Genomic DNA, 13,202 nt, shown 5'->3' on the forward strand with positions numbered 1-13,202 from the left:
AGAGGGGGGATAAGGCCTTTGTCCAAGTCTGAAGCGGCGGGGGACGGGCCTCTTTCAGACTGCGGCGTGATCAGGCGCCGGTGACTATGAAATGATGGGCCGAATGTGGTTTTTCAAGGGAAGCCGGGATTACAAATTTGTAACGTTTCCGTGTTTAGGCTCCCGTTCGTTTTCGAACTTTATATGGACGCACTGGCCGCCCCGCGCTATCCATGCGCCATGAAAAAAGGCGATCATCTCTTCCTCATCGACGGCTCGGGTTTCATCTTCCGGGCGTTCCACGCTTTGCCGCCGCTGACCCGCAAGTCTGATGGTCTGCCGGTCGGTGCCGTCTCGGGTTTCTGCAACATGCTGTGGAAGCTCCTGACGGATGCGCGCGATACCAGCGTCGGTGTCACGCCGACCCATCTGGCGGTCATTTTCGACTATTCGTCGAAGACCTTCCGCAAGGAACTCTATCCGGAATACAAGGCGAACCGTTCGGCGCCGCCGGAAGAGCTGGTGCCTCAGTTCGGCCTCATCCGCCAGGCGACCCGCGCCTTCAACCTGCCCTGCATCGAGACCGAAGGTTTCGAGGCTGACGATATCATCGCCACTTACGCCCGCGCGGCGGAAGCGATCGGCGCCGACGTCACCATCGTTTCCTCCGACAAGGACCTGATGCAGCTGGTGACGACCAGCGTCCACATGTACGACAGCATGAAGGACAAGCAGATCGGCATTCCCGACGTCATCGAGAAATGGGGCGTGCCGCCGGAAAAGATGATCGACCTGCAGTCGCTGACCGGCGATTCGACCGACAACGTGCCCGGCATTCCGGGGATCGGGCCGAAGACGGCGGCGCAGTTGCTCGAAGAGTTCGGTGATCTCGACACGCTTCTTGCCCGCGCCGAGGAGATCAAGCAGGTAAAGCGTCGCGAAAACATCGTTGCCAATGCCGACCGCGCCCGCCTTTCACGTCAGTTGGTGACGTTGAAGACCGATGTGCCGCTAGACATGCCGCTCGACGCTCTGGTGCTGGAGAAGCAGGACGGGCCGAAGCTCATCGGCTTCCTCAAGGCGATGGAATTCACCACGCTCACCCGTCGTGTCGCCGAAGCCTGCGACTGCGATGCCGGCGCGATCGAAGCCGCCCCGGTGCAGGTCGAACGCGGCGATGCCGCCCACGGTCCCGACGTCGATACGCAGGAAACGCCGTTGTCGGGTGAAGCCGGTGCCGTCGCATCGTCTTCCGCCCCGAAGCCGACGACTGTTTCCGTCACCACGGGAGATCCGACCCCCGCCGATCTCGCTGCCGCCCGCGCCGCCGCCTTTGCCGGCCAGAAGATCGACCACTCCGCCTATGAGACGATCGGCGATCTCGCGGCGCTGGAGCGCTGGATTGCCGCCGCCCGCGAAACCGGCCTTGTCGCCTTCGATACGGAAACCACCTCGCTCGATCCGATGCAGGCGGAATTCGTCGGCTTCTCGCTGGCGATTGCCGACAACACGCGTGCTCCCGGTTCGACCGATATTCGCGCCGCCTATGTGCCGCTCGGTCACAGGACCGGTGGGGAAGACCTGTTTAGCGATGGGTTGAAGCTAGCCGAGGGCCAGATCCCGATGCAGGAGGCGCTGGCCGCCCTGAAGGAGCTGCTGGAAGATCCCTCCATTCTCAAGGTCGCGCAGAACCTCAAATACGATTACCTGCTGATGAGACGTTACGGCATCGTCATCCAGGGCTTCGACGACACCATGCTGATTTCCTACGTGCTCGATGCGGGCAAGTCGAACCACGGCATGGACGGCCTTTCCGAACGCTGGCTCGGCCATACACCGATTGCATACAAGGACGTGGCCGGCAGCGGCAAGTCGTCGGTGACCTTTGACCGTGTGGCCATCGACAAGGCGACGGCCTACGCGGCCGAGGACGCCGATGTCACGCTTCGGCTGTGGATGGTGCTGAAACCCCGTCTCGCCGCAGAACAGCTGACCCGTATCTATGAGCGGCTGGAACGGCCGCTGGTGCCGGTGCTTGCCGACATGGAAGAGCGCGGCATCACCATCGACCGGCAGATCCTGTCGCGGCTTTCGGGTGAGCTTGCCCAGAAGGCGGCTGCCTTCGAGGATGAGATCTACGAACTCGCCGGCGAACGTTTCAATATCGGCTCGCCAAAGCAACTCGGCGATATCCTGTTCGGCAGGATGGGTTTGTCCGGCGGCTCCAAGACCAAGACTGGCCAGTGGTCCACTTCGGCGCAGGTGCTGGAAGACCTGGCTGCCGAAGGCGCACCGCTGCCGCGCAAGATCGTCGATTGGCGCCAGCTCACCAAGCTTAAATCCACCTATACCGATGCGCTTCCGGGCTATGTGCATCCGGAAACGAAGCGTGTTCACACCAGTTATTCGCTGGCGGCGACGACAACGGGCCGTCTCTCCTCGTCCGAGCCCAACCTGCAGAACATTCCGGTTCGTACGGCAGAAGGTCGCAAGATCCGCACCGCCTTCATCGCCTCGCAGGGCCACAAGCTGCTTTCCGCCGACTACAGCCAGATCGAGCTTCGCGTGCTCGCCCATGTGGCGGATATCCCGCAACTGCGTCAGGCATTTGCGGATGGCATCGACATTCACGCGATGACGGCGTCCGAAATGTTCGGCGTTCCGGTCGAGGGCATGCCGTCGGAGGTCCGTCGCCGCGCCAAGGCGATCAACTTCGGTATCATCTACGGTATCTCCGCCTTCGGTCTCGCCAACCAGCTCGGCATCGAGCGTTCCGAGGCCGGGGATTACATCAAGAAGTATTTCGAGCGTTTCCCCGGCATCCGGGATTACATGGACAGCACCAAGGCGTTTGCCCGCGAGCATGGTTATGTCGAGACGATCTTTGGACGTCGCGCTCATTACCCCGAGATCAAGTCGTCCAACCCGTCCATGCGTGCCTTCAACGAACGCGCCGCGATCAACGCCCCGATCCAGGGCTCCGCCGCGGATATCATCCGCCGGGCGATGATCCAGATCGAACCGGTGCTGGCCAAGGCCGGATTGGGTGAAAAGGTTCGCATGCTGCTGCAGGTGCATGACGAACTGATCTTCGAGGTGGAGGATGAGGCGGTCGATGCCGCCATGCCGATCATCGTCGAAACCATGGAGCATGCCTCCATGCCGGCGGTTGCCATGCGCGTTCCGCTCAAGGTCGATGCCCGCGCCGCCTTGAACTGGGACGAGGCCCACTGATCGGCTCCCGCCTTCTGGCGGTTGCCGTCGTCAGAAGCGCCCGTTTCGCGCTTCCACGTGGTTGCGGATCGTCTGTTTCATCAGTGTGAGCGCGGCACTCGGCTCGACGCTTGCGGGCGTCGTGAGGCCGACGGCGCCGCGGGTTTCTCCCATGTCGATCTCAAGCTCCACCAGACGGCCGCTCGACAGGTCGTCGGCGACCACGCCGCGCGAGATGAACCACACCCCGTTATGCCGCGAGACGAAGGCGCGGCCGAAGGAGTCAGACACGGTTTCCACCGTGTTGGGCAGCTCGGGAATGCCGTTGGTCAGAAGTAGCCTGTCGACGAAGGGGCGGATGACCGATCCCGCCGTCGGCATCAGAACGGTATAGTTGGCGAGCGCGCCGAGCGTGAAATTGCGCCGGACCGCCAGCGGATGGTCGGGCGAAACGATGATGGCGACCTCCTCGCTGAAAAGCGGTTCGAAGATCAGCCCCGTCATTCGCTCGGGCGCCGCCAGTCGTCCGACCACGAGGTCGAGTTCTCCGAGCCTCAGCGAATCCAGCAGGAAGCGGTTTTCGCCCGAGACGATGGTGACGTGGGTCCCGGTGCCGATCGCCAGAAAATCCGCCAGCGCATCCGGCATGAAGGTGGCGGAGGTGGTTGGCAGCGTGCCGATCCTCAACGGCGGCCCGCCGGATGCGCGCGCCTGCGCAAGCGAGTCCATACCGCGCTGGACGGCGGCGAGGCTTTCGCCGGCGTGTTTCAGAAACACCTCGCCGAAATGCGAGATCCGGATGCCGCGGCCTTCCTTTTCGAAAAGCGCTACGCCGAGGACCTCTTCAAGCTCGCGTATGGTGCGCGTCACGGCGGGCTGCGTGATCGCCAATGCATCGGCGGCCTTGCCCACGCTTCGCTGGCGTGCCACCTCAAGAAAGGTTTGCAAATGCCGGAATTTGATCCGCTGGTCCATGAAACATGCCGAAATGGTTATGGTTTTTGCCTCAGATATCATTTTTCCTATCGAAAATCATCGTCTAATTTCCAGCCCAGGTGAGGAGAAACACCATGGCATTCGCCACTATCAACGGAATCACGGTCCACTACGAACTGCTCGGCGATGTCGATGCGAAGAACCTCGTCGTATTCTCGAATTCGCTTGGCACCGATTTCCGTATCTGGCTCCCCGTCTTCGACGAACTCGTCGATGATGTCTCGGTCCTGCTCTACGATTCCCGCGGTCATGGACTGACGGGCGGCGCCGACAAGCCGTTCGGCATGGATGATCTCGTCGATGATCTCATTGCCCTCGTCGACCATGTCGGTATCAAGCGCGCCGTCTTCTGTGGCCTTTCCGTGGGCGGCATCATTTGCCAGGGCCTCTGGAAGAAGCGCCCGGACCTCGTCAGGAAGCTTGTGCTGTGCGACACCGCGCCGAAGATCGGCACTGCGGAAGCCTGGAGCGCCCGCATCGAGGCCGTCAAGGCGAACGGGCTCGAAAGTATCGCCGACGCCGTCATGGAGCGCTGGTTCACGCCCGACTTCCATCAGGAACGGGTAGAGGATCTCGCAGGCTATCGGCTGATGATGATGCGCCAGCCGGCCGAAGGCTACAATTCCACCTGCGGTGCGATCCGCGATACCGATTTTTCCGACGTGCTGCCGACCATCACCGTCCCGACGCTCGTCGTCGTCGGCGATCAGGATGGCTCGACCCCGCCGGAACTCGTCAAGGCAGCGGCGGGCCGGATCCCCGGTGCACGTTTTGAAATCATCGAAGGCTGCGGCCACATCCCCTGCGTCGAGCAGCCGGAACAGCTGGCAGCCCTTTTGCAGCCCTTTGTCAGGAAGGCATGAAGCGAACATGAGTGAAGCCCCCGAAAAGTCGGCCCGTTATCATCAGGGTATGGCGACCCGCCGCAGCGTGCTCGGCAATGGCTATGTCGACCAGGCGCAGCAGTCGAAGACCGCCTTCGACGAGCCGTTCCAGGATCTGATCACGGAAGCCGCCTGGGGGCATGTCTGGTCACGGCCGCAATGGTCGAAGCGCGAGCGTTCCATGGTGACGATCGCGCTTCTGGCCGCGCTTGGACAGGATGATGAGGTTGCCATGCATGTCAGGGCAACCCGCAATACCGGCGCCTCAAGGGAGGATATTCTCGAGGCGCTGCTGCATGTGGCGATCTATGCCGGCGTGCCCGCCGCAAATCACGCAATCAAGATTGCCAAGGGCGTATTCAATGAAATGGATGCGGCAGAACATTCGGAGGAAGGGAAATGAGGAATACCATGCCAGAAACGGGGGCGTTTTTTCCCCGTGATCGTGAAATGCATCCCCCGGCCTATGCGCCGTGGTACAAGACCACCGTGCTGCGCTCGCCGCAGCGCGCGCTGATCTCGCTGGAAGGTACGAAAAGCGAAATCACCGGCCCCGTATTCGGCCACAACATCCTGAACGAGTTCGACAACGACCTGATCGTCAACTACGCCAAGCCCGGTGAGAGCCCGATCGGCCAGCGCATTCTCGTGCATGGTCGCGTGGTGGACGAGCGCGGCAAGGGTGTCGCCGGCGCGCTTGTCGAATTTTGGCAGGCCAATGCAGGGGGTCGCTATCGGCACAAGAAGGAAACCTATCTCGCGGCGCTCGACCCGAACTTCGGCGGTGTCGGCCGCACGATTGCCGACGAAGATGGCTACTACTGGTTCAAGACCATCAAGCCCGGCCCTTATCCCTGGCCGAACGGCGTCAACGACTGGCGTCCGGCCCATATTCATTTTTCCATTTTCGGCCACGGTTTTGCCCAGCGCCTGATTACGCAGATGTATTTCGAAGGCGACCCGCTCATCTGGATGTGCCCCATCGTCAAGACGATCCCGGACGAGGAAGCCATCAAACAACTGATCGCGCCGCTCGACATGAACGCCACCATTCCGATGGACATGCGCGCCTACAAGTTCGATATCGTGCTGCGTGGCCGCCGCTCGACGCTGTTCGAAAACCGCAAGGAGGGCAACTGACATGGTTCAGCCGCTCGGTTATCTCAGGGAATCCGCCTCCCAGACGGCAGGTCCTTACGTTCATATCGGCTGCACGCCGAACTTTACCGGCATCCACGGCGTCTTCGAGACGGATCTGGGTTCCGGTCCTCTCGTCAACGACAAGACCAAGGGCGAGCGCATCACTGTCCGTGGTCGCGTGATCGACGGTTCCGGCACGCCGCTCAGGGATGCGCTGATCGAGATCTGGCAGGCCGACGCCGATGGCTTCTACCAAAGCCCATCGGAAACCCGCGGCACGGCAGACCCGAACTTCCTCGGCTGGGCGCGTTGTCCTGGTGACATGGCGACCGGCGAATACGTCTTCGAGACCATCAAGCCGGGCCGCGTGCCCTTCCGCGATGGCCGCCTCATGGCGCCGCACATCACCTTCTGGATTGTCGCGCGTGGCATCAATATCGGTCTTCACACCCGCATGTATTTTGGTGACGAGGCCGAGGCGAATGCCGAGGATCCGGTTCTGGCGCGTATCGAGCACAAGGTCCGCGTGCCGACCCTGATCGCAGAGCGCGAAGGCAATACCTACACTTTCGACATCTACCTTCAGGGCGAGAACGAAACGGTGTTCTTCGACATGTAATGTCGAGGACATGTAATGTCGGGACGGAAAACGGAGCGGGATCGGGCAGGCAGCATTTGCTGCCCGGTTGGAACTCCGCTCCGGTCCTCAAATTCGGACGGCGCGCTTCCGGTGGGATCGCGCCGTCATCTGCATGTTTCGCCGGTCTTTCCTCCGGCCAGAGTATTCCCAGCAAAAGTGCGAAGCGGTTTTGCGTACGGAAATGCGTAAAAACAAGAAGGTAGAGGGTTTTCGCGATTCGGAGAAAAGCGGAAACTCTCTAAGAAATCGCCGAAACTATCATCAGCCATCGGAGCAAGCCTGATCATGCCGTTGACGAACCTGCCCTATCTGGATCGCCTGCTCGGTGACGAGGCCGTTTCCCGGCATCTGGGCCTTGAGGCCGATCTGGCGGCGATGCTGCGGTTCGAGGTGGCGCTGGCAAGGGCCGAAGCTTCAGCCGGCATGCTCGATGCCGGGACGGCAGAAGAGATTGCCCGCAAAGCCGAAGGCTTCATTCCTGATGCCGATCGCATGGCGGTGGCCACCCTGAAGGATGGCGTGCCGGCGCCGAATTACGTGCAGCAATTGCGTGAAAGGGTCGGAGGCGATGCCGCGGCCAAGGTGCATTTCGGTGCGACCACGCAGGATGTCGTCGATACGGCGCTCGCGCTGAAGCTCGAGCCGGTCTTCGCCCTTTTCGAGGAGCGCCTTGCCGCCATCGACAATGCCTTTGCAGATCTTCTCGCCCGCTTTGGCGATACGCCGCTGATGGCGCGTTCCCGCATGCAGGCGGCAATCGAGATCACCTCCGGCGCACGCATCACCGTCTGGCGCAAATCCGTCTCCCGCGTCGCCCTGGAGCTGGCGGAGCAGCGGCGTCAGATGATGATCCTGTCGCTCGCGGGTGCTGCCGGCACGGCCGAAAAATTCGGTGACCGGATCGACGCGGTGCGCGAAACCATGGCGGCAGAACTCGGCCTTGCCGTTCCGGACTACGTGCCCCATGCGGATCGCGGCCGGATCGCAGCTTTCGCCGGTTTCCTCTCGCGTCTCACCGGCGCGCTCGGCAAGTTCGGGCAGGACGTGGCGCTGATGGTGCAGAACGGTATCGACCAGATGGCGGTATCCGGTGGCGGCGGCTCCTCCGCCATGCCCCACAAGCACAATCCGGTTCGTGCCGAGATCCTCGTTACGCTTGCCCGCTACAACGCCACTCAGCTCTCGGCCATTCATCATGCGCTGGTGCACGAGCAGGAACGTTCAGGCACCGCCTGGACGCTGGAATGGCTAGTCCTGCCGCAGATGATCGAAGCGACTGGAACGGCCCTCAACCACGCGCTCTCGCTGCTGACGTCCGTCGAGCGCATAGGCGATCCGGCCTGATTTGCGTCGTGCCGTTCCGGATATTACTTAGCCGGATAATGGATAGAGCAATTCCAGCGAAAAGTGGGAACCGGTTTTGCGTCCGGAATTGCGGGAAAACAAGGAAATGGAGCATTGGAGGCGATCCTGTTATCGCCGGAAATGCTCTAGGACTTGGCGCAGCTTGCCAGGATACCTTCGAGAGTGCCCACGAGCGCCCTTCCGGAATCGGCCAGAAGGCCGCTATTGTCGATCGTCACGCAGTTGAACGTCTCGGGGATTTCGAGCGATCCACGGCTCAGTCGCGCGAGGATATCCTCGCGGGTCTCGCGACCGCGCTGTTCCAGCCTCTGCGCCAGCACTTCGGGCCTTGCCGTGATGTTGACGACGAGAAGCGGTGAAAAAGCCTCGGCGAACCGTCCGAGCACCGAGCGCGAGCCGTTGGCGACCACCAGATGCCCGAGTGCCAGCTTCTCGTGAACGGCTGCCGGAATGCCATAGCTCAGGCCATGCGCATCCCAGTCCACGGCGAAAGCGCCTTCTTCCCGCATGCTGCCGAATTCGGCGTCGGAAACATCCTTGTGCTCTTCGCCGCCGGCATCGGCCGGCCGGGTAATAACCCGCTGGACGAAATGCACGCTCGCCCGCCCGGCGAAATGATCCTTCGCGATCTGGATGAGGCTGTCCTTGCCGGCGCCGCTCGGGCCGACGACGACAACCATGGTGCCGGTAGCCGAATTCGGATGGAGCCTTGCCGCGTATCCGTTCATCAGGCGACCCTGTTGCCTTCGCGCCAGACCGAACGCACGACCGGGACGCCCTCCTGACGGCGAACCCGAACGAGATCGGCGCGCAGACCGGTCGCTATCCGGCCGCGGTCGTCAAGGCTGACGGTGCGCGCCGGCGTCGAGGTGACCATGGCGAGCGCCTGCGGCAGGGAGATGTCCTCGAAATCGTCGGCCAGCACGAAGGGCGCGTGCAGCAGGCTGAGCGGCACGTAATCGGAGGAAAGCACGTCGAGCACGCCGCGCGCGGCGAGGTCCCGTGCCGCGATGTTACCGGAATGCGATTTGCCGCGCACCACATTCGGAGCGCCCATCAGTACGCTCATGCCCGCCTTGTGGGAGGCTTCGGCGGCATCGAAGCTGGTCGGGAATTCTGCAAGCTTCACGCCGTGCCCCCTTGCTTCCTCGACATGCGCAAGCGTGGCATCGTCATGACTGGCAACCGTGATGCCGCGCTCGGCGCAAATCCGTGCCAGCGTGTCGCGATGCGGGCCGGAATACTGAGCCGAAAGCGCCAGCCGGCTATCGACGAAGCGGGCGAAGGCTTCATCGGAGAGCCCGCGCTTGGTCTTGTAGTACAGCGTGTACTGTTCCATCGTCTGGAACTGGCGCTGGCCCGGGGAATGGTCCATCAGCGAGACCAGCCGCACATGCGGATCGTTTTCGAAATCGGCGAAGTGGTCGAGTACGTTGCTGGATGCCACCTCGCAGCGCAGGTGGATGAGATGGGTGGCGCGCAGCCGGTCTTCCTTTTCGGCGGCCTGAATGGCATCCGCCATCTCGCGCATTTCGCCATGCTCGAAGCCGCCGTCCTCGTCCGAGCCCATGCGCAGGCAGTCGAAGACTGTCGTGATGCCGGAGGTAACGACCTGCGCATCATGCGCCTGAATTGCCGAGGTCTTGTTCCAGCGCACGCCTGGACGCGGCGAATAATGCGATTCCAGATGATCGGTATGAAGCTCTACGAGGCCGGCAATCAGATAGTCGCCGCCGAAATCCTCACCCACGCGGCTCGCACCATCCGAAATATCGGCGATACGTCCGTCGCGGATCTGGACGGAGCCGGAGACGATCTGGTCTTCCAGAACGATGAGGGCATTGCTGAAAACGGTTTCGGCAGACATCTTTTCAAGGCTTTCGAAAGGATCAGGCGGCTGCAAGGGGCTGCCAGTCGTGGACGATGAAGGGCGCGCCGCGTTCTGGTTCAATGAACAGGGCGAGCCCGGAAATGCGCAAGGGGCGACGGATGAAATCGGCAAAGCGCTGGTTCAGCACTTCGGCCATGGCGCTTGCCCGTTCTTCCGGAACGGGGCCGGTGAGCGTCATGTGAAAACGGAACTCTTCCATGACGTATGGATAGCCCCAGCGCATCAGGTGGGCGCGCTGGGCCTCGTTCAGCCGATCCGGCCGGCGGCGGGCGATATCGGCCTCGCCGAGCGGCGCGCGAAACGGCTCGAATGCTTCGACGATGGAAGCCGCAAATGCCTGCAGGGGCGGATGAAGCTCTGCGGGAACGAGTGCGAAGAAGGGGCCGATGCGGTTCACCACCGCCAATGGAATGTCGAAGGCGGCATTGGTCGCGCAGAAATCCCGGAAGCTCTCGATAAGCGCGGTCTCGCTGGAACCGTCCGCAAGCGTAAAGGGAGCCTTGAGCGTGGCGTGGAAACCGTAGCGGCGCGGGTCGGCGGTCAGTTCGGTGCGCTCTTCTTGGGAGAAGTCCGCGACAGGCTGAATGGCGCTGTCCATGCCGCTGAAGGCATCACGTCCCAGCCAGTCCGATGCCGCCAGAGTCAACGGATGATCGGCTTCCGGGGTGAAGTAGACGGCGTAGCGCAAGAGAGCATTCCTCGGATCGAAGGACGGGCCGCCACCATGGGCTGCTTCGTCGTCCAAAGGCAAGACCGGCTGGCTAGCCGATCTGCATGACAGATTGATGATACCGGTAGGTATCCGGCGAAATAAATCAGTGTTGCGCGCCGATTAGCCTGGAGCGCAGGGCATTCGAGATCGAGTCGAAGATGAAGACGACGAGCAGGATCAGCAGCACCATGTAGGCGACCTTGTCCCAGTCGGCATTCGTGCCCATGGCTTCGAGGAGCTTGAGACCGATGCCGCCCGCGCCGACAGCGCCGATAACGGTCGCCGAGCGCGTATTCGATTCCCAGAAATAGAGCGACTGGGAGATGAAAACCGGCAGGACCTGCGGCACCACGCCGAAGCGGTTGACGATCACAGGGTTCGCGCCGACGGATTTCACGCCCTCGCGCTGCTTGTCGTCGACATTCTCGACCGCTTCGGCATAGACCTTGCCGAGCGCGCCTGCGTCGGTGAAGAAGATCGCCGCAATACCGGGGATCGGTCCGGGACCGAAGGAGCGGGTGAAGAACAAAGCCCAGATCAGCATGTCGACGGAGCGGAGGAAATCGAAGAGCCGCTTCATGCCCCAGTTGGCGGCGCGGTTGCGGGTAATGTTACGCGCGGCGATGAAGGCGAGTGGGAACGCGAACAGCGTGCCGAGCAGCGTGCCGACAAAGGCCATCACCAGCGTCTGCAGAAGCTTCGACAGGATATCGCTGTGCTGCCAGACGCTGTTGCCGAGAAAATCGTCAATCATGTGCCCGATGTTGGAGCGGTTGGGATCGAGGCGTTCGCCGAAGGTGGCAAGTGCCGCAAGTTCGCCCCAACTCTTGCCCCAGAAGTCCGACTTTGGGTCGAACATGAAGTTTGCCCAGCCAAGGAAGCGACGCTGGACGTAGACCTGTCCCGAACGGATCTCGGCCTGCCCTTCGAAGCCGTAATTGACGACAACCTTGTTGCCATCCTGCACGATGGAAGAGGGAGCGTCAGCCACTACGGTTGCGGCATCGCCGCTGATGGTCACCGGATAGACGGTGCCGCCGACATAGACATCGACCCTGCCGGTCGTCACGTCGAGGCGGTCGCCCTCGCTGCCGTAAGTGACCGAATAGCCGCCGTTATCGATCGGCTGCAGCCAGAAGATATCGGCGCCCTGCGCATATTGGCCGCGGCTCGACCACTGGATCTTGACGGTGCCGTCGTCCTGGAAACGCAGGCGTGGCTGGGCGCGCCACGAATACCAGTCCTGGACATAGAGCGAGGCGCGGTCCCACTGGCCGTTCATGAAGGCAGGACCGACATTGAAGGCGAAGAAGCAGATGGCGAGATAGACGGCGACGATGCCGGAGCCGATCACGAGACCGTAGCGCTGCATGAACGAGCGATGGAAGACCTGCGGATACTGGCTGAGCAGGCGCTCGCGTTCGGATGCGTGGATGGTGGGTACCGAGGACATCAGGCTGCTCCCCTGCCGAATTCGAAGGACTGCTGGCCGATCAGCCGGCGGCGAAGCCAGGCGGAGAACTGGTCGATGATGATGATGCTCACGAGCAGCAGGATGATGATCGCATAGGTCTTGGCGGCATGATCGCGACCGATCGCCAGGCGGAAGACCTCGCCGATACCGCCGCCGCCGACCGCGCCGATGATGGTCGAGGCGCGAACGTTGATCTCGGCGCGCAGCAGCGTGTAGGAGACGAAATTCGGCAGCACCTGGGGAACGATGGCGAAGCGCACGCGCTCGACCCAGTTTGCGCCGGCGGCCCGCAGGCCTTCGTCCGGCTTCATGTCGGAATTCTCGACCACTTCGAAGAACAGCTTGCCGAGCGCGCCGACGGTATGGACCGTGATGGCGATGATTGCCGCAATCGGCCCAATCGAGAGAATCGCGGTCAGAAGGCCGGCGATGACGATCTCCGGAAAGGCGCGCATCACTTCCATGATGCGGCGGACCACGAAGCGGGTCGCGCCGGCGCCGACGAGATTGGTGGAAGCGAAGAAGCAGAGAAGGAAGGCGAGTGCAGCGCCGATGATCGTCGAGACCAGCGCGATATTGATCGTGATGACCAGCTGGTAGATGAAATTCGGAATATAGAGCGTGTCGGTGATGTAATGGCGGTCGGCGGTGTAATTGTACTTCAGCGAGCCGTCGGCATAGGGCGAGGGCAGGTCGAACATTGCCCTCACGATTTCCATCGGGCTGTCGGGTACGAAGCTGCGGATGAAGTCGAAGAAATAGGGCAGGCGTTCGAAGAATTTGCCGGCATTCGCGTCATTGGCGAATTTTAGCGAGGCGATGAGAACGGCGAGAAAGACGACGATCGCGATTGCGGTATAGACGCGGCGAGTCCTCAACTGCTGGCGGTAATGCTGCATCATCAGGGA

General features: G+C 61.9%; 12 protein-coding genes. 6 read left to right on the top strand and 6 right to left on the bottom strand.

Annotated elements, in window-relative coordinates:
- Window positions 1–219 precede the first annotated feature (219 nt).
- Window positions 220–3,213 (top strand): DNA polymerase I, encoded by a 2,994-nt coding sequence (polA, locus tag H4I99_RS10140; protein WP_163905997.1) that lies wholly within the window; start codon window positions 220–222, stop codon window positions 3,211–3,213.
- A 30-nt stretch (window positions 3,214–3,243) separates the two neighbouring features.
- On the opposite strand, the gene pcaQ is transcribed toward polA, so the two are convergent.
- Window positions 3,244–4,167, bottom strand: coding sequence for a pca operon transcription factor PcaQ (pcaQ, locus tag H4I99_RS10145; protein ID WP_163902695.1), 924 nt, complete (start codon window positions 4,165–4,167; stop codon window positions 3,244–3,246).
- Between the two features lie 95 nt (window positions 4,168–4,262).
- Between pcaQ and pcaD the strand changes: the two genes are divergently transcribed.
- From pcaD to H4I99_RS10170, 5 genes are all read left to right on the top strand, one after another.
- Window positions 4,263–5,051: a 3-oxoadipate enol-lactonase gene (pcaD, locus tag H4I99_RS10150; RefSeq protein ID WP_163902697.1), complete on the top strand. Its 789-nt coding sequence runs from the start codon at window positions 4,263–4,265 to the stop codon at window positions 5,049–5,051.
- A gap of 7 nt (window positions 5,052–5,058) precedes the next feature.
- Window positions 5,059–5,475, top strand: coding sequence for a 4-carboxymuconolactone decarboxylase (pcaC, locus tag H4I99_RS10155; RefSeq protein ID WP_099056109.1), 417 nt, complete (start codon window positions 5,059–5,061; stop codon window positions 5,473–5,475).
- Window positions 5,472–6,212 carry a protocatechuate 3,4-dioxygenase subunit beta gene (gene pcaH, locus H4I99_RS10160; RefSeq protein WP_163902699.1) on the top strand — a complete coding sequence of 247 codons (741 nt, stop codon included), beginning with the start codon at window positions 5,472–5,474 and terminating at the stop codon, window positions 6,210–6,212. The genes pcaC and pcaH overlap by 4 nt, the downstream gene beginning before the upstream one ends.
- A 1-nt stretch (window position 6,213) precedes the next feature.
- Window positions 6,214–6,831, top strand: a complete 618-nt coding sequence (gene pcaG / locus H4I99_RS10165) for a protocatechuate 3,4-dioxygenase subunit alpha (protein ID WP_163902701.1) — start codon at window positions 6,214–6,216, stop codon at window positions 6,829–6,831.
- Between the two features lie 306 nt (window positions 6,832–7,137).
- Complete coding sequence (locus tag H4I99_RS10170) at window positions 7,138–8,196, top strand: 3-carboxy-cis,cis-muconate cycloisomerase (RefSeq protein ID WP_163902703.1); 1,059 nt, start codon at window positions 7,138–7,140, stop codon at window positions 8,194–8,196.
- A 146-nt stretch (window positions 8,197–8,342) separates the two neighbouring features.
- On the opposite strand, the gene phnN is transcribed toward H4I99_RS10170, so the two are convergent.
- The 5 genes from phnN to phnE (H4I99_RS10195) all read right to left on the bottom strand — a co-directional run bounded on the left by phnN (window position 8,343) and on the right by phnE (H4I99_RS10195) (window position 13,193).
- Entirely contained in the window at window positions 8,343–8,945 is a 603-nt protein-coding gene (phnN, locus tag H4I99_RS10175) for a phosphonate metabolism protein/1,5-bisphosphokinase (PRPP-forming) PhnN (RefSeq protein WP_244625021.1), read from the bottom strand.
- The gene (locus H4I99_RS10180; protein ID WP_163902705.1) at window positions 8,945–10,084 is read right to left on the bottom strand and encodes an alpha-D-ribose 1-methylphosphonate 5-triphosphate diphosphatase; all 1,140 of its coding nucleotides are present in this window, start codon (window positions 10,082–10,084) and stop codon (window positions 8,945–8,947) included. The genes phnN and H4I99_RS10180 overlap by 1 nt, the downstream gene beginning before the upstream one ends.
- A 22-nt stretch (window positions 10,085–10,106) precedes the next feature.
- Entirely contained in the window at window positions 10,107–10,796 is a 690-nt protein-coding gene (locus tag H4I99_RS10185; RefSeq protein WP_163906001.1) for a DUF1045 domain-containing protein, read from the bottom strand.
- A 127-nt stretch (window positions 10,797–10,923) separates the two neighbouring features.
- Window positions 10,924–12,273, bottom strand: a complete 1,350-nt coding sequence (phnE, locus tag H4I99_RS10190) for a phosphonate ABC transporter, permease protein PhnE (protein ID WP_163902707.1) — start codon at window positions 12,271–12,273, stop codon at window positions 10,924–10,926.
- On the bottom strand, window positions 12,273–13,193 hold the full coding sequence (phnE, locus tag H4I99_RS10195) for a phosphonate ABC transporter, permease protein PhnE (RefSeq protein WP_163906003.1): 921 nt from the start codon (window positions 13,191–13,193) through the stop codon (window positions 12,273–12,275). The genes phnE (H4I99_RS10190) and phnE (H4I99_RS10195) overlap by 1 nt, the downstream gene beginning before the upstream one ends.
- Between the last annotated feature and the right edge of the window lie 9 nt (window positions 13,194–13,202).

Source organism: Paenirhizobium daejeonense, assembly GCF_014280875.1.
Lineage (GTDB): Bacteria > Pseudomonadota > Alphaproteobacteria > Rhizobiales > Rhizobiaceae > Allorhizobium > Allorhizobium daejeonense.